Annotated in this window: 18 protein-coding genes; 2 read left to right on the top strand and 16 right to left on the bottom strand. The window is 70.1% G+C overall.

Going from position 1 to position 16417, the window contains the following annotated elements; translation table 11 throughout:
• Window positions 1–51 precede the first annotated feature (51 nt).
• The gene (gene murA, locus ACYVNR_RS07650; protein ID WP_045188438.1) at window positions 52–1335 is read right to left on the bottom strand and encodes a UDP-N-acetylglucosamine 1-carboxyvinyltransferase; all 1284 of its coding nucleotides are present in this window, start codon (window positions 1333–1335) and stop codon (window positions 52–54) included.
• A 65-nt stretch (window positions 1336–1400) separates the two neighbouring features.
• Here murA and ACYVNR_RS07645 point away from each other — a divergent pair, with 65 nt between their 5' ends.
• Window positions 1401–2045: a cob(I)yrinic acid a,c-diamide adenosyltransferase gene (locus tag ACYVNR_RS07645; RefSeq protein WP_045188435.1), complete on the top strand. Its 645-nt coding sequence runs from the start codon at window positions 1401–1403 to the stop codon at window positions 2043–2045.
• Window positions 2046–2184: 139 nt separating this feature from the next.
• Here ACYVNR_RS07645 and ACYVNR_RS07640 read toward each other — a convergent pair whose 3' ends face one another.
• A complete protein-coding gene (locus ACYVNR_RS07640) occupies window positions 2185–2622 on the bottom strand; it encodes a DUF2550 domain-containing protein (protein WP_461047614.1) in 438 nt (145 codons plus the stop codon).
• 9 nt (window positions 2623–2631) lie between these two features.
• Window positions 2632–2907: a F0F1 ATP synthase subunit epsilon gene (locus ACYVNR_RS07635; RefSeq protein WP_045188430.1), complete on the bottom strand. Its 276-nt coding sequence runs from the start codon at window positions 2905–2907 to the stop codon at window positions 2632–2634.
• Window positions 2908–3025: 118 nt separating this feature from the next.
• On the opposite strand from ACYVNR_RS07635, the gene ACYVNR_RS07630 reads away from it, so the two are divergent.
• Window positions 3026–3463, top strand: a complete 438-nt coding sequence (locus ACYVNR_RS07630; RefSeq protein WP_045188428.1) for a DUF6918 family protein — start codon at window positions 3026–3028, stop codon at window positions 3461–3463.
• Between the two features lie 110 nt (window positions 3464–3573).
• Here the strand turns inward: ACYVNR_RS07630 and ACYVNR_RS07625 are convergent, their stop codons facing one another.
• The 13 genes from ACYVNR_RS07625 to ACYVNR_RS07565 form a co-directional block, all read right to left on the bottom strand.
• On the bottom strand, window positions 3574–4971 hold the full coding sequence (locus ACYVNR_RS07625; RefSeq protein ID WP_461047611.1) for an NAD(P)/FAD-dependent oxidoreductase: 1398 nt from the start codon (window positions 4969–4971) through the stop codon (window positions 3574–3576).
• A gap of 128 nt (window positions 4972–5099) precedes the next feature.
• Complete coding sequence (atpD, locus tag ACYVNR_RS07620) at window positions 5100–6560, bottom strand: F0F1 ATP synthase subunit beta (RefSeq protein ID WP_045188425.1); 1461 nt, start codon at window positions 6558–6560, stop codon at window positions 5100–5102.
• Window positions 6561–6587: 27 nt separating this feature from the next.
• Window positions 6588–7526: a F0F1 ATP synthase subunit gamma gene (locus ACYVNR_RS07615; RefSeq protein WP_458798375.1), complete on the bottom strand. Its 939-nt coding sequence runs from the start codon at window positions 7524–7526 to the stop codon at window positions 6588–6590.
• Window positions 7527–7630: 104 nt separating this feature from the next.
• Window positions 7631–9262, bottom strand: a complete 1632-nt coding sequence (atpA, locus tag ACYVNR_RS07610; RefSeq protein ID WP_461047609.1) for a F0F1 ATP synthase subunit alpha — start codon at window positions 9260–9262, stop codon at window positions 7631–7633.
• A 91-nt stretch (window positions 9263–9353) separates the two neighbouring features.
• Window positions 9354–10166, bottom strand: coding sequence for a F0F1 ATP synthase subunit delta (locus tag ACYVNR_RS07605; RefSeq protein WP_458798377.1), 813 nt, complete (start codon window positions 10164–10166; stop codon window positions 9354–9356).
• Window positions 10166–10768: a F0F1 ATP synthase subunit B gene (locus ACYVNR_RS07600; protein ID WP_045188417.1), complete on the bottom strand. Its 603-nt coding sequence runs from the start codon at window positions 10766–10768 to the stop codon at window positions 10166–10168. The genes ACYVNR_RS07605 and ACYVNR_RS07600 overlap by 1 nt, the downstream gene beginning before the upstream one ends.
• 54 nt (window positions 10769–10822) lie before the next feature.
• Window positions 10823–11032, bottom strand: coding sequence for an ATP synthase F0 subunit C (atpE, locus tag ACYVNR_RS07595; protein ID WP_020142944.1), 210 nt, complete (start codon window positions 11030–11032; stop codon window positions 10823–10825).
• Between the two features lie 102 nt (window positions 11033–11134).
• A complete protein-coding gene (gene atpB, locus ACYVNR_RS07590; protein WP_045188412.1) occupies window positions 11135–11914 on the bottom strand; it encodes a F0F1 ATP synthase subunit A in 780 nt (259 codons plus the stop codon).
• A gap of 148 nt (window positions 11915–12062) precedes the next feature.
• Complete coding sequence (locus tag ACYVNR_RS07585) at window positions 12063–12350, bottom strand: hypothetical protein (protein ID WP_461047606.1); 288 nt, start codon at window positions 12348–12350, stop codon at window positions 12063–12065.
• Window positions 12351–12364: 14 nt separating this feature from the next.
• On the bottom strand, window positions 12365–12838 hold the full coding sequence (locus ACYVNR_RS07580) for a hypothetical protein (RefSeq protein WP_458798379.1): 474 nt from the start codon (window positions 12836–12838) through the stop codon (window positions 12365–12367).
• A 145-nt stretch (window positions 12839–12983) separates the two neighbouring features.
• The gene (locus tag ACYVNR_RS07575; protein WP_045188408.1) at window positions 12984–14081 is read right to left on the bottom strand and encodes a glycosyltransferase family 4 protein; all 1098 of its coding nucleotides are present in this window, start codon (window positions 14079–14081) and stop codon (window positions 12984–12986) included.
• Between the two features lie 45 nt (window positions 14082–14126).
• Entirely contained in the window at window positions 14127–15404 is a 1278-nt protein-coding gene (locus tag ACYVNR_RS07570) for a serine hydroxymethyltransferase (RefSeq protein WP_458798380.1), read from the bottom strand.
• A 48-nt stretch (window positions 15405–15452) separates the two neighbouring features.
• Window positions 15453–16325, bottom strand: a complete 873-nt coding sequence (locus tag ACYVNR_RS07565) for an L-threonylcarbamoyladenylate synthase (protein ID WP_461047603.1) — start codon at window positions 16323–16325, stop codon at window positions 15453–15455.
• Window positions 16326–16417 lie beyond the last annotated feature (92 nt).

Raw genomic sequence — 16417 nt, 5'->3', positions numbered from 1 at the left:
CCGCAGTCGCGGGCGACCGGCCTCGGGCGGCCTCGGGCGGCCTCGGGCGGCCTACTCGAAGGGCGCGTCGTCGGGCTCGCGGGTGACGTCGGCGCCGAGGGCCCGAAGCGCCTCCTCGAACCGGGGATAGCCGCGGTCGATGTGGTGCACGCCGCTGACGAGCGTGTCGCCCTCGGCGACGAGCCCCGCCAGGACGAGGGCCGCACCGGAACGGATGTCGCTGCTCTCGACGGGCGCGCCCGAGAGGATCGGCACCCCGTGGATCATGACGTGGTGCCCGTCGACCTGGGCGTCCGCGCCGAGGCGGGCGAGCTCCTGGACGGTGCGGAAGCGGGCCTCGAAGAGGTTCTCGGTGATCATCGCCGAGCCCTCGGCGACCGCGTTGCAGGTGAGCGCGAAGGGCTGCAGGTCGGTCGGGAATCCCGGGTAGGGCAGCGTCGCGACGTCGAAGGCCCGCACGGTGCGCCCCTTCGCCGAGACGCGGAACCCGCGGTCGGTCGTCTCGACGTGGCACCCGGCCCGCTCCAGGGCGCCGAGCGGCGCCCGCAGGTGGTCGGCGACCCCTCCGACGACCTCGATGTCGCCGCGGGTCGTGGCGGCTGCGAAGGCCCACGTGCCGGCCGCGATGCGGTCGGGCACGACGGCGTGCTCGCACGGCGACAGGGACTCGACACCGGAGACGGTGATGCGCGACGTGCCCGCACCCTCGACGCGGGCACCCATGGCGTTCAGCATCTCGGCGATGTCGACGATCTCGGGCTCCTTGGCCACGTTGTCGATCGTCGTCGTGCCGCGGGCCAGGACCGAGGCGGTGAGGATGTTCTCGGTGGCGCCGACGCTCGGGAAGTCGAGCCGGATCTCGGCGCCGTGCAGACCGTGCGGGGCGGTTGCGACGAGGTAGCCGTGGGTGACGTGCACCTCCGCACCCAGGGCCTCCAGACCGGCCGCGTGCAGGTCGAGGCCGCGCGAGCCGATCGCGTCGCCGCCCGGCACCGCGACGTCGGCCTCACCGACGCGGGCCACGAGCGGGCCGAGCACCGAGATCGAGGCACGCAGGGCACGCACGAGCTCGTAGTCGGCGCGGTGGCCGATGCGCTCCGGCACGTCGAGCACCACGGTGCCCGCAGCCGCGTCGTAGTCGACGCCCACCCCGAGCCGTCGCAGCAGCTCGGCCATGATCGTCACGTCGGCGATGGCCGGCACGTTCGTGAGGGTGGTGCGGCCGACCGCGAGCAGGGCCACCGCCATGAGCTTCAGGGCACTGTTCTTGGCCCCCACGACGGCGACCTCGCCGACGAGGTTCGCGCCGCCGACGACCCGGAATCGCTCTCTCACCCACCGAACCCTATCGGCCACCGACCGCCGCCGAGCCCGGCTCCGGCGGGTGAGAGAGTGTGCCCATGGTCAACCTGACGCGGATCTACACGCGCACCGGCGACGACGGCACGACGAGCCTCGGCGACTTCTCGCGGGTCAGCAAGAACGACGCCCGGCTCCACGCGTACGCCGACTCCAACGAGGCCAACGCGGCCATCGGCATCGCGGTCGCGTGCGGGGACCTCCCCGACGAGGTGACGGCGACGCTTCAGCGCGTGCAGAACGAGCTCTTCGACGTCGGGGCCGACCTGTCGACGCCCCTCCGGCACACGTACGACTACCCGCCGCTGCGGGTCGAGCAGCCGTGGATCGACGACCTCGAGGCCGACTGCGACCACTACCTCGAGTCGGTCGAGAAGCTGCGGTCGTTCATCCTGCCCGGCGGCACCGCAGGGTCCGCGCACCTGCACCTCGCGACGACGATCGTGCGTCGCGCCGAGCGCTCGGCCTGGGCGGCCGTCGACCAGCACGGCACCGAGCCGGCGCCCGAGGGCACCGATGTACGCGGTGTCGGCGGCGTCAACGTGCTGACGGCCAAGTACCTCAACCGGCTCTCGGACCTGCTCTTCATCCTCGCGCGGGTCGCCAACAAGCCGATCGGCGGCGACATCCTCTGGCAGCCGGGTGGCGGCCGGGTCGAGAAGCCCGAGCGCCACCGCAAGCACTGACTCCACCCGAAAGAGGCGGGTCGCCGCTGAGCAGCGCCGGTTTCGCTCAGCGACGTCGCAGGACTGCGGCGCTGCTGAGCGGCGCCCTGCCTCGTGAGCCGGAACGGGGCACGTCCCGCGCCCCTGCTGCCCGGCGAGGTCAGGCGACGTTGACGTTGTAGCCGGGGGGCGCGGCCTCCTGCCACGACCGCAGCGCGGTGTAGGCCGGGCCCTGCAGGGCCAGCTCGAAGGCCTTGTCACCGTCGGTGCAGGGGACGCGGCTCGCGTCGGGCAGCAGCGGGATCGAGTCGCGCCCGACGAGCAGCTCGGGGGCGTCGAGGATGAGCCGCTGGCGCAGCCACCGGTGCTTCGGGCGCACGGAGACGCCCCCGAGCGCGTGCCACTCGAGGGCGTTGTCACCGAACCGGATCAGACCCAGGCGCCAACGGTCGGTCTGCGTGCAGCGCAGACCGCAGAGCGTCAGGGGCAGGCCCTTGGCGATGTAGCGGCGGCGCAGGTACGTCGTCGCGAGGACGACCACCGCGACCACCAGGAGCGTGCCGATCACGATCTCGGTCGAGACGAGAACGGACGGCACGCGGTGGCCTCAGTTCGCCTGGAGCGACGACGCGTCGACGTGCTCGGCCACGATCGTGACCACGTCGGAGTCGACCGACAGGAAGCCGCCGTCGACGGTCACCGTGCGACGGTCGCCCTCGAGCGACTCGATGGCGACCTCGCCCTCGACGAGGACGCCGAGGAGCGGCGTGTGGCCGGGCAGGATGCCCAGCTCGCCCGAGATGGACCGGGCGCGTACGAACTTGGCCTCGCCCTCCCAGACCTTCCGGTCGGCGGCAACCATCTCAACCTTGAGCGAACTCACGTTTCCTCCGGATCGTGGGGGTGTGCTCTGCAGTTTAGTGCCTCTGGAAGGATGCTCCGTACGCGAGGTGGCACGGGCCGCCCGCGCCGATTCCCCACCTCCACAGGAGTCATTACCGATGAGCACTGCCGTGTCCGATGCCCTGCTCGAGCCGACCCGCCGCCCGGTGGCCGTCGCGACCCTCACCGACGTCATCGACGCCGAGGTCGCCGACAAGTCCGGCCTCGGGGGCGCCGCCGTCAAGGCCGGCTACGCCGCCGCGAAGAAGCTGGGCGGCAACTTCGTCTCGAGCGCCACCGACCGACTGCTCCCCCAGTTCGCCACGGCGCTCGACCCGTTCTGGGCGACCAAGGGAGAGCAGTCGTTCGGCGCGCACCTCGCCGCGCAGCCCGACGCCGCGGCCGACGCCCTGCTGGCCGTCACCGACACGAAGGCCGCGAGCACCTCGCACGGGGCGGCCGCGAAGGTCTACGGCTCGCTGCGCGGAAAGGCCAAGGAGCACGTCGTGGCCGCCCTCCCGCGCCTCGGTGCGGCCGTGGAGCGCCTCGTCCCCTGAGCGGCCTCCTGAGCCGTCCCCCGGGCGTGCGCTGACGCCGACCACGTATGCCGCTGGGCCGGCTCCCGAGGGTGGGAGCCGGCCCAGCGGCGTCTCGTGACAGAGGCCGGTCAGTCGGCCTGGGCCTCGTGCGGTCGGTCCTTCTCGAGCCGAGGCAGCTCGGGGCTGTAGTCGGAACCGAGGTCGGCGATCGCCTGCCTCGCGAAGACCTGCTGCTCGGTCACGACCCGCTCGGAGCGGCCGCGCCCGATGAAGGTGACGACCCAGTGCAGCAGCGTCGTGATGCGGTGCTTGAAGCCGATGATGTAGACGAGGTGCACGGCCAGCCAGAGGATCCAGGCGAAGAAACCGCTGAACTGGGCCTTGCCCACCGAGGCGACGGCCGAGAAGCGCGAGATCGTCGCCATCGAGCCCTTGTCGAAGTACTCGAACGGGCCCTTCGGCGGCTTGCCCTCGAGCCGGCGCTCGATCTGCTCTGCGGCGTAGCGCCCGCCCTGGATCGCGACCTGCGCGACTCCCGGCAGGCCACGCAGGGCCATCATGTCGCCGACGACGAAGACCTCGGGGTGACCGGGCAGCGTGAGGTCGTCGTTCACCTCGACGCGGCCGGCGCGGTCGACGCCGGCTCCGGACTGCTCGGCGAGCCGGCGCCCGAGCGGCGACGCGCTGACGCCGGCCGCCCACACCTTGCAGACCGACTCGATGCGCTCGCGCGAGCCGTCGTCGGTCTCGACCTCGATGCCGGTGGAGTCGACGTCGACAACCTTGGCGCCGAGGCGCACCTCGACTCCCATCTCGGTGAGGCGCTTGACGGCGCGCTCGCCGAGCTTCTCGCCGAACGACCCGAGCACGGCCGGCGCGGCGTCGAGCAGGATGACCCGCGCCTTGGTCGGGTCGATGCGCCGGAAGTCGCGGCGCAGGGTGCGCTTGGCCAGCTCGGAGATCTGACCGGCCATCTCGACGCCGGTCGGGCCCGCGCCGACGACGACGAAGGTCATGAGGCGCTCGACCTCAGCCGGCGTCGAGGCGAGCTCGGCCAGCTCGAACGAGCCGAAGATGCGCCCACGCAGCTCGAGCGCGTCGTCGATCGACTTCATGCCCGGGGCGTGGCGGGAGAACTGGTCGTTGCCGAACCACGACTGGCCCGCACCCGCCGCGACGATGAGCGAGTCGTAGGGCGTGACGGTCTCGCGGCCGACCGCCGTGTGCGTCACGGTCCGCGCCTCGAGGTCGATGTCGGTGACGTCGCCGAGCAGCACCTTGGCGTTCCGCTGCCGGTGCAGCACCTCGCGCGTCGAGGGCGCGATCTCACCCTCGGACAGGATGCCGGTCGCCACCTGGTAGAGCAGCGGCTGGAACAGGTGGTGCGTGGTGCGGGCGATGAGGGTGACGTCGACGTCGGCGCCCTTCAGCTTCTGTGTGCTGAACAGTCCTCCGAAGCCCGAGCCGATGACCACGACGCGGTGGCGCGACGCGGTGGACGGGGTGGGCGAGGTGGGCTGAGTCATGACGGCGGCTCCTTGCTGCTCGACAGGTTCTCGTCAACTCCTACAACGCGACGGCGCCGGCATCCCTTTCGGGACACCGGCGCCGGCGCATGTCTGCTCGATCACACTGGTGGTCGAGTGGTGCGAGCTCAGAGGTTCTTCTGGATCTCCGCCCACTGGCGCTCGACGTCGTCGAGGCCACCGCACATGAAGAAGGCCTGCTCGGCGACGTGGTCGTACTCGCCGTCGGCGATCTTCGTGAAGGCCTCGATGGTGTCGGACAGCGGAACCGTCGAGCCCTCGATGCCGGTGAACTGCTTGGCGACGTAGGTGTTCTGCGACAGGAACCGCTGGATGCGACGAGCGCGGTTGACGAGGATCTTGTCCTCTTCGGAGAGCTCGTCGATGCCGAGGATCGCGATGATGTCCTGGAGCTCCTTGTTGCGCTGCAGGATCGACTTGATGCGCACGGCCGTGTTGTAGTGCTCGGTCGTGATGTAGCGCGGGTCGAGGATGCGCGAGGTCGAGGACAGCGGGTCGACGGCGGGGTAGATACCCATCGACGCGATGTCACGCGAGAGCTCCGTCGTCGCGTCGAGGTGCGCGAACGTCGTGGCCGGGGCCGGGTCGGTGTAGTCGTCGGCCGGCACGTAGATCGCCTGCATCGAGGTGATCGAGTGACCACGCGTCGAGGTAATGCGCTCCTGGAGGGTGCCCATCTCGTCGGCGAGGGTGGGCTGGTAGCCCACGGCGGACGGCATACGGCCGAGGAGGGTCGAGACCTCCGAGCCGGCCTGGGTGAAGCGGAAGATGTTGTCGATGAAGAGGAGCACGTCCTGCTTCTGGACGTCGCGGAAGTACTCCGCCATCGTCAGCGCCGACAGGGCGACACGAAGACGCGTGCCCGGCGGCTCGTCCATCTGGCCGAAGACGAGGGCGGTCTGGCCGAGGACGCCGGCCTCCTCCATCTCGACCATGAGGTCGTTGCCCTCACGGGTGCGCTCGCCGACACCGGCGAACACCGACACACCACCGTGGTCGCGGGCGACGCGGGCGATCATCTCCTGGATGAGCACCGTCTTGCCGACACCGGCGCCACCGAAGAGACCGATCTTGCCACCCTGGACGTACGGGGTGAGCAGGTCGATGACCTTGATGCCCGTCTCGAACATCGTGGTCTTGGACTCGAGCTGGTCGAAGGCCGGGGCCTTGCGGTGGATGCCCCAGCGCTCCTTGACGTCGAGGGTCTCACCCTCCTTGAGGTTCATGCACACGCCGGTGGTGTTGAACACCTTGCCGAGCGTGACGTCACCCACGGGCACGGTGATCGGGCCACCGGTGTCCTGCACGGCCGAGCCACGGACGAGGCCGTCGGTCGGCTGGAGCGAGATGGCGCGGACCATGTTGTCGCCGATGTGCTGGGCGACCTCGAGGTTGAGCTCCCTCGTCTCACCGGCGAGGGTGACCTCCGTCGTGAGCAGGTTGTACTGCTCGGGCATCGCGTCGGAGGGGAACTCGACGTCGACGACCGGGCCGATGATGCGGGAGATGCGGCCGACGCCACCCGCGGCCGGAGCCGTCCAGGCGGTGTCGCTGACAGTTGCAGTCATGGTGGTCTGCTTCCTTACCTGTGGGCGTTACTTCGTGGCGTCGGCGAGGGCGTCTGCGCCGCCCACGATTTCGCTGATCTCTTGGGTGATGCCGGCCTGGCGGGCCTGGTTGGCGAGGCGCTCGTACTTCTTGATGAGCTCGCCGGCGTTGTCGGTCGCGGACTTCATCGCGCGCTGGCGGGCGGCCAGCTCGGAGGCGGCCGAGCTGAGCAGCGCGGTGAAGATGCGGTTGCGCACGTACTTCGGCAGCAGCAGGTCGAGCACCTCGGCGGCACCCGGCTCGAAGGAGTACTCGGGCGGGATCTGCCCCTCCTCGTAGCGGTTCACCGACAGGTCGAGGTCGCTGTCCTCGCCGGCCTCGTCGGCCTCCACGACCTCGAGCGGCAGCAGCCGCAGGACGTGCGGGTCCTGGCGGACCATCGAGCGGAACCGGGTGAAGACGACGTGGATCTCGTCGTTGCCGCCCTCCTCGGTGTCCTTGAGGAAGTCGGCCGTGATGCGGTCGGCGATCTCCTTGGCGTTCTCGAACGTCGGGGCGTCGGAGAAGCCGGTCCACTCGGCGGCGTACTCGCGCTTGCGGAACTTGTAGTAGCTCACGGCCTTGCGACCGACGAGGTAGGGCACGACCTCCTTGCCCTCGGCGGTCAGCCTGGAGATCAGCTCCGCGCTCTCCTTGATCGCCGCGACGGAGTAGGCACCGGCAAGTCCGCGGTCCGCCGTGATGATGACGACGCCGGCCCGCTTCGCGGTCTCCTTCGCCGTCGTCAACGGGTGGTCCTCGTTCGTGTTGGTCGCCACCGCGGACACGGCGCGCGTCAGCGCGGTCGTGTACGGCATCGCCTCGGTGGCCCGCTGGCGGGCCTTGACGACGCGTGCGGCCGCGATCAGCTCCATCGCGTTGGTGATCTTCTTGATGGAGTTGACGGACTTGATGCGCTGGCGGTAGATCCGCATCTGCGCTCCCATGTGCTCCGCCTCTCTTGGTCTCTAAAGTCTGTGGTTGCCGACAGGGTGGGCTCACGCCCGCTTCCGTATGCCGCCCGGCCGGGCCGGGCGGCATACGGAAGGTGTCACTTCTGCTTGACGATCTTCGCCTGGGTGATCTGGTCGTCGGCGATCTCGTCGAACGCCTCGTTGCCGGCCTCGAGGCCGTCACGCCCGGTGCCGCGGAAGGTGAACTTCACCTCGTCGACGACCTTGGTGAGGGCCGCCTCGGTGTCCTCGTCGAGCTTGAGGGTCTCGCGGATCGTCTGGAGGATCTTGCCGTCGCGACGCAGGGTCTCGAGCAGCTCGGTCTCGAACGCGCGGACGTCCTCGACGGCGACGTCGTCGAGCTTGCCGGTGGTGCCGGTCCAGATCGAGACCACCTGCTCCTCGACGGGGTACGGCGAGCTCTGCGGCTGCTTGAGCAGCTCGACGAGGCGCGCACCACGGGCGAGCTGGGCACGCGACGCGGGGTCGAGGTCGGAGGCGAACATCGCGAACGCCTCCATGGCGCGGAACTGCGCGAGGTCGAGCTTGAGTCGACCGGCGACCGACTTCATCGCCTTGATCTGAGCGGCACCGCCGACTCGGGAGACCGAGACACCCACGTCGATGGCGGGACGCACGTTGGCGTTGAAGAGGTCGGCCTGGAGGTAGATCTGGCCGTCGGTGATCGAGATGACGTTGGTCGGGATGTACGCCGAGACGTCACCGGCCTTGGTCTCGATGATCGGCAGACCCGTCATCGAGCCGTGGCCCAGGTCGTCGGACAGCTTCGCGCAGCGCTCGAGCAGACGCGAGTGCAGGTAGAAGACGTCACCCGGGTAGGCCTCGCGGCCCGGCGGACGGCGCAGCAGCAGCGACACGGCGCGGTAGGCCTCGGCCTGCTTGGACAGGTCGTCGAAGACGATGAGGACGTGCTTGCCCTGGTACATCCAGTGCTGGCCGATGGCCGATCCGGTGTAGGGCGCGAGGTACTTGAAGCCCGCCGAGTCGGACGCCGGGGCGGCGACGATCGTCGTGTACTCGAGCGCGCCGGCCTCCTCGAGGGTGCCGCGGACCGACGCGATGGTCGAGCCCTTCTGGCCGATGGCGACGTAGATGCAGCGGACCTGCGCGTCGGGGTCGCCCGACTCCCAGTTGCGCTTCTGGTTGATGATCGTGTCGATCGCGACCGTGGTCTTGCCGGTCTGGCGGTCGCCGATGATGAGCTGGCGCTGGCCGCGGCCGATCGGCGTCATGGCGTCGATCGACTTGATGCCGGTCTGCAGCGGCTCGTGCACCGACTTGCGCTGGACCACCGTGGGGGCCTGCAGCTCGAGGGCGCGGCGCGCCTCCGACGCGATCTCGCCGAGACCGTCGATGGGGTTGCCGAGCGGGTCGATGACGCGACCGAGGAAGTCGTCGCCGACCGGGACGGAGAGGACCTCGCCCGTGCGCTTGACGACCTGGCCCTCCTCGATGCCGGCGAAGTCACCGAGCACGACGACGCCGATCTCGTGGACGTCGAGGTTCAGGGCGAGGCCGAGCGTGCCGTCCTCGAACTGGAGCAGCTCGTTGGTCATGGCCGAGGGCAGTCCCTCGACGTGAGCGATGCCGTCACCGGCGTCGGTGACGCGGCCGACCTCTTCGCGGGAGGCCGCGCCGGGCTCGTAGGACTGGACGAACGAGTCCAGTGCGTCCCGGATCTCCTCCGGACGGATCGAAAGCTCCGTCATGTCAGATCTTCTCCTCGGTTTCGACCCGCGGAACGGGCCGGTGGTTGTTCACAGCTTGTGGTGGGCGCTGTGTCGGGCGCTGTGGTGGCGCTCAGGCGCCCATGGCCCGGCGGGCCGCGTCGAGCTTGCGGATGACGGTGCCGTCGATGACCTCGTCACCGATCTCGACCTTGACCCCGCCCACGACCCGGGGGTCGACGACGGTGTTGACGTGGACCGTGCCGCCGTAGATGGAGGCCAGGCCCGCGGCGAGGCGGGCGCGGTCGTCGTCGGTGAGCGGGACGGCCGAGGTGACGACGGCCGTCTGCTGCTCGCGGCGCCTCGAGGCCGTCTCGAGGTAGGACTCGACGACCCGGTCGAACCGGCGCCCGCGGGCGGCGACGACGGCCTGGCGAGCCAGCACGAGCGTCTCGGGCGCCACCTTGTCGCGAAGCAGCGAGGACACGAGGTCGGCACGCTTGTCGGCCGGCGCCTGGGAGTCGGTCAGGGCCGCCCGCAGCGCGGGGTCGGCCGCGACGATGCGCTCGAAGCGGAACAGCTCGTCCTCGACGCGGTCGGCGCGGTCGCCTGCCTCGGCCGAGGCGATGACGGACTCGACGGCATACGCCTCGAGGGTGTCGGAGAGGTCACGCTCGGAGCTCCAGCGCTGGCTGACGACTCCCTTGAGCACGACCAGCGCCTCGGCACTGACCTTGCCGGAGAGGAGCCGCTCGGCGAGCTGCGCCTTCTCGGAGCCCTCGCGCGAAGGGTCGGCGACCGCGCGACGCAGGGTCGCGTTGCCGTCGAGCAGGTCGACGACGGCGAACAGCTCCTCGGCCAACCGCGACCGGTCGGCACCGGCCGCGAGCGCACCGGTGAAGGCGTCGCGGCTGGTCGCCGCTGCTGCGCGTGAGGGTCCCTGCATCAGGCGTCTCCGCCCTGGCTGCCGGCGGGGCCGCCGACCTTCTCGCGCACGACCTCGCCCGACTCGAGCTCGGCGAGGAAGCGCTCGACGATGCCCTTCTGGCGGGTCTCGTCGTGCAGCGACTCACCGACGATGCGGCTCGCGAGGTCGGTCGAGATGCGGCCGACGTCGTTGCGGAGCGAGACCACGGCCTGCTGGCGCTCGGCCTCGATCTGCTTGTGCGCCGTGTCGGTGATCCGCGCCGCCTCGGAGGCTGCGTGCTCGCGCATCTCGGCGATGATCTGCGCACCCTGGGCCTTCGCGTCCTCACGGATGCGGGCGGCCTCGGAGCGGGCCTCGACGAGCTGTGCCTGGTACTGCTCGAGCGCGGCCTGGGCCTGGGCCTGGGCCTCCTCGGCCTTGTTCATGCCGCCCTCGATGGCCGCGGTGCGCTCGGCGTAGATCTGCTCGAGGCGCGGAACGACCTTCGTCTTGACGACGTAGTAGAGGATGGCGAAGCACGCGAGGCCGAAGAAGAACTCCAGCGGGTGCGGGATGATCGGTGCCGCGGTGGCCCAGAAGCCGCCCTCGCCGCCCTCGGCGGTCACGGTCACTGCTTGCATGAGGTGCTCCTCGTGAGAATCGAACGATGTCTCGGGATGCCCCGGGAAGGGGCGTCAGCCCTTGAAGACGAAGGCGAGCGCGATACCGAAGATGGCGAGCGCCTCGGTGATGGCCATGCCGAGGAAGGCGATCGGCTGGAGCATGCCGCGGGCCTCGGGCTGACGGGCGACGCCGTTGATGTAGGCGGCGAAGATCAGACCGACACCGATACCGGGGCCGATGGCGGAGAGGCCGTAACCGAGGATGGCGATGTTGCCAGTCATGTTTGTTCCATTCCTTCTTGTGTTGTCCGGCTGGCGGTTGTCAGCCGGGCTGGGCGAAGCTCGGGTCGTGCAGGTGGTGCAGTCGGTGAAATCGGTGGGCGCTCAGTGCTCGTCGGCGACCGCGCCGGCGATGTAGAGAGCGGCGAGCAGGGTGAAGACGTAGGCCTGCAGGAACTCGACCAGCAGCTCGAAGAGCGTCATGACGAAGGCGAAGACCCACGTGACGCCGCCGGCGGCGATGAGGATGCCGCCCGAGGTGAGCATGTACCAGCCGCCGGTGATGAACAGCACCATGAGGATGTGACCGGCGAACATGTTGCCGAAGAGTCGCAGTGCCAGGGTGACGGGGCGGGTGAAGAGGTCGGTGATCAGCTCGAGGATGAAGATCGGGATGATCATGCCCTTGGGCAGACCGGCCGGGACGAGCGACTTCCAGTAGCCGAGGAAGCCGTGCTTCTTCATGCCGACGACGTGGAAGACGACCCAGACGATGAGGGCCAGGGCGATCGGGAAGCCGATGCGGCTCATCGTCGGGTAGCTCATCGGCGGGATGACGCCGAAGAAGTTGTTGACGAGGATCAGCACGAACATCGAGAAGAGCAGCGGCACGAACTTCATGAACTCGTGGCTGCCGATGAGGTCCTTGGCGACGCCGTTGCGCACCAGGCCGTAGACGGCCTCGGTGCCCATCTGCCCGCGGCTCGGGACGAGGGCCTTCTTCTTCGTGGTGGCGAGCAGCCACCAGATGATGAGGCCGGTCGCGAAGACCATCAGGAAGATGGGACGCGTGATCGCCCACGCACCGTCACCGATGAGGGGCTGCCAGAACTCCTCGACACCGGGGGCGGTGTAGTCCGTCGGGGCGGCGGCCACGATGCTCACGGGTTACTCCTTCGTAGGTTCTGGGCACTTCGGGTGACGCTCTGCGTCAGCGGTGCTGGATCAACGCCTGGCTTCGTGCTGCCGGCGGGATCCCAGGTCGGCGTGCTGGCTCGGTGCGCGCTGTGCGACAGCACGGGGGCCGCTGGGCTCAATGGGTACCGTATCGGAACCAGATCAGGTAGAGCGACAGGGCCATCCCACCCACGATCCCGGCTCCGACGAGCCACGACGTGCCGAGCCAGTGGTCGGCCAGGGCACCCAGGCCGCCGTAGACCAGCGGTCCTGACAGCAGGTAGGCGACGGCACGCCACGCCGAGTCCTGCTCGCGGCTGTTGAACGCACGCAGCTCCTCGGCCTTCTCGGCCGCCGTGGGCTCGGACGGCTCGGATGGCTCGGACGACTTGGTGGGCTCGTCGGGCGGTGTGGGGGTGGTCATGGTGACCTTCCGTGTCACGGCTCATCACGCGGCTCCCGGCTCTGCGGCTGGTCGAGCGAGGCCTCGCCGTCGGGGTCGTAGGCGAAGATGCGCAGCCGCTTGTAGGCGCGCATCTCGAAGAACAGCCAGACGACGGCGCAGACCGTGACGGACAGTCCGATGGCGTAGCCGGACGCCCAGGTGACGTCGCGCAGCGCGAACATGATGACGCCGAGGACGACCACCTTGAAGGTGTACGTCGCCATCACGATCATCATCGTCGTCGTGGGCGGGAGGTCGGCCGTGCGCTTCATGACGAGCAGCGTGAGGCTGAAGAAGAAGATCACGAGTGCGGCGCCCAGCGCGGCCGACCAGGCGGCCTTGGGGCTCGAGAAGAGTCCGACGACGACGCACACGAGGCCGGCGGCGGCGGTCGGCAGCAAGGACCCCCGGAGGAGCTGCGCGAACGCATCGGACTGTGATGCGCTCGGGGCCGGTGTGGCGCTCAAGAAAACCTGCCTGGGTGCGTCGTGAGGCGTAGTGCGGGCGGGACCTGGGCTTGATCCGGGTGAGGCTCGGATCGACTGCGCGTGAAGCGATTTCAGCGCCTCGGAGAGCCTCTCTCAGACTCCCCTCAGGTGCTTGTGAATGCTATCACAAGCGCTCGGAGGGCCTCCACCGCGGAAGCCAGACGGTGAGCACGACCCCCAGCGCGGCCGCCGCACCCACGACCGCGAGCGGACGCGGTCCGTCCCAGATCACGAAGGAGACGGAGCCGAGCGCCACGATGGCCGCCCACAGGTAGAGGATGAGCACGGCCCGGCGGTGGCCGTGCCCGATGCGCAGCATCCGGTGGTGCAGGTGCAGGGCGTCGGGGTGCCAGGGCCGCTTGCCGGCGCGGGTGCGCCGCACGACGGCGAGCAACATGTCGAGCAGCGGCAGCAACAGCACCGCGAGCGGCACGAGGATCGGCAGGAACGCCGCGGACACCTCGTTGGTGCTGACCTCGCCGGGGTCGACGTTGCCCGTCAGGGTGATGGTCGCGGCCGACAGGAGCAGCCCGAGCGTCAGCGCACCGGAGTCCCCCATGAAGAGCCGGGCCGGGTGGAAGTTGTGCGGCAGGAAGCCGGCGCAGCACCCGACCAGGGCCGCGGAGATGAGGGTCGCCGTGGAGAAGACGTTGGCCGGCTGGAAGGCCTTGGACACCGAGTAGCTGTAGACGAAGAAGGCCAGGGCCGCGATGCCGACGACCCCCGCCGCGAGTCCGTCGAGGCCGTCGATGAAGTTGACCGCGTTGGTCGAGGCGATGACGACTACGACGGTCACGAGCACGAGCACCGGGGTGGGCAGGATCGTCGTGCCGAAGATCGGCAGCGAGAGCAGCTGCACACCCGTGTAGGCCATCAGCCCGGCGGCGAGCATCTGCCCCGCGAGCTTGGTCAGCCAGTCGAGCTCACGGATGTCGTCGAAGGCCCCGAGGAGGCAGACGATGCCGCCGGCGACGAGGACGCCCCACAGCTGGCGCGTCGAGAAGAGCCCGCCGAGGTACGGCAGCGCGCGGGCGACGAGGACCGCCGCGACGAAGCCCACGTAGATGCCCACTCCCCCGAGTCGGGGGATCGGCGTCTTGTGGACGTCGCGCTCACGGACGGCCGTGAAGGCCCCCGTCGCCACCGCGACGCTGCGGATGAAGGGTGTGGCGAGGTACGTGACCGCGGCGGCCACGATGAGGACGAGGACGTACTCGTGCACCTACCGACCTTCGTTCGTGCCCCGACGCGTGCGGGCGGACCCCACTCAGCGAGGGTATGCCGGGAAGCGCGTCACGAGGTCGGTGACCTCTGCGCGCACCTGCTTGCTCACGGCGTGCTCGGGGTCGGCGTCGCCCTTGGTCACGGCCGTGTGGATGAGGGAGGCGATGGTCTTCATCTCCTCGATGCCCATCCCCTGGGTCGTCACCGACGGGGTGCCCACGCGGATGCCCGAGGCGATGTTCGGCTTCTGCGGGTCGAAGGGGATCGCGTTCTTGTTGAGCACGATGCCCGCCGCGTCGGCGCGCTCCTCGGCCTCCTTGCCGGTGACGCCCACGCCCTGCAGGTCGAGCAGCGAGAGGTGCGTGTCGGTGCCGCCGGTGGTCGGGCGGATGCCGACCTCCTTGAGGCTCTCGGCGAGCTGCTGGCTGTTGGCGATGACGTCCTTGGCGTACTGGGCGTACTCGGGGCTCGCGGCCTCCTTGAAGTTGACCGCCTTCGCCGCGATGGTGTGCATCTGCGGGCCGCCCTGCATCATCGGGAAGACGGCCTTGTCGAGGGCGGCCTGGTGCTCGGCCTTGCAGACGAGCGCGCCGGAACGCGGGCCGCGCAGCACCTTGTGCGTGGTGAAGGTGACGACGTCGGCGTAGGGCACCGGCGACGGGATCGCCTTGCCGGCGACGAGACCGATGAAGTGGGCGGCGTCGACCCAGAGGATCGCGCCGACCTCGTCGGCGATGGCGCGGAAGCGCTCGAAGTCGATGAGCCGCGGGATCGCCGAGCCGCCGGCGCAGATCACCTTGGGTCGGTGCTCCTTGGCGAGCGCCTCGACCTGGTCGTAGTCGATGTCCTCGGACTGCTTGTCGACGCCGTAGTGGACGGCGTTGAACCACTTGCCGGAGAAGGACACCTTGGTGCCGTGCGTGAGGTGGCCGCCCATCGGCAGCGCCATCGCGAGGATGGTGTCGCCCGGGGCCATGAAGGCGCCGTAGACGGCCTGGTTGGCGCTGGCGCCCGAGTGCGGCTGGACGTTCGCGTGGTCGGCGCCGAAGAGCTCCTTGGCGCGGTCGATGGCGATCTGCTCGGCCTTGTCGACCTCGGAGCAGCCGCCGTAGTACCGGCGACCGGGGTAGCCCTCGGCGTACTTGTTCGACAGGGTCGACCCGAGGGCCGTCAGCACGGCCGGCGAGCTGATGTTCTCGCTGGCGATGAGCTGCAGTCCCCCGCGGATGCGGTCGAGCTCGGACAGGAGCACCCCCGCGATGTCGGGGTCGAAGGACTGGAGGGCGCCGAAGTCGGAGCCGTAGAACGTGTCGTCAGCCATGGGGGATCTCCGGGTGGGTCGGGAGTGGGGCGTGAGCGCTAGCCAACTCTATGCCGTCGGGGGACGCTCGCCCGAGGGGCTCTCGGGCGGCGGCAGCTCGCCCTCGACGACGACCGCCGACGAGAAGCCGGTGGGCTCGTCGGAGGACACCGCCTCGGGCGCGGCTCCGGAGCCGTAGGGGTTGGTCTCGGGCTCGTAGTCGAGCCCGGCGTCGTCGGGCCCGTCGGCGCCGTCTGCCCCATCCGCCCCGTCGGCCCCTTCGGCCCCTTCGGCCCGGTCGGGTTCGGCCTCCGGCTCCAGCGCGGCGTCGATGTCGGCCTGCGAGAGGGCGCCGTGGCGCAGGGTCACGGGCGTCTCTCCCGTGCAGTCGACGATGGTCGACGGCTGTCCCTCGCCGGCCGGGCCGCCGTCGAGGTAGACCGCGACGGACTCGCCGAGCATCGCCACCGCCTCGTCGACGGTGCGAGCCGCGGGGTCGCCGGTCGTGTTGGCGCTCGTGACCGCCATCGGGCCGATGTCGCCGAGCAGCTCGAGGGCGAGCTCGTTGTCGGGCACGCGCAGCGCGACGGTGCCGTTGGTGTCGCCGAGGTCCCAGTGCAGCGACGTCTGGGCCTTGAGCACCAGCGTCAGCGGCCCCGGCCAGAAGCGCTCCATGAGGCGCTGGGCGTAGTCGGGCACCTGGGTGGCGAGCCCCTGGGCGGTGCGGGCCGTCGGGATGAGCACCGGCGGCGGCATGTCGCGGCCGCGGCCCTTGGCGGCGAGCACCGACGCGACGGCGTCGGCGTCGAAGGCGTCACACCCGATGCCGTAGACGGTGTCGGTCGGCAGGACGACGATCTCACCGCGTCGGACGGCGGCCCCGGCGGCCGGGATGCCCTCGGCGCGCTGCTCGGGATCGGTGCAGTCGTAGCGCTCGCTCACGGTGGCGAGCCTACTTGTCGCAGCTCGCCCGGCCCGGCCCGGCCCGCCGTACGCCGCTCGCGCTCCCTGCGCGGGACGGGCGGCGTACGGTG

Source organism: Terrabacter koreensis, assembly GCF_054783315.1.
The sequence above is the reverse complement of the archived record's forward strand: the minus strand, read 5'-3'. Positions and strand labels throughout refer to the sequence as shown.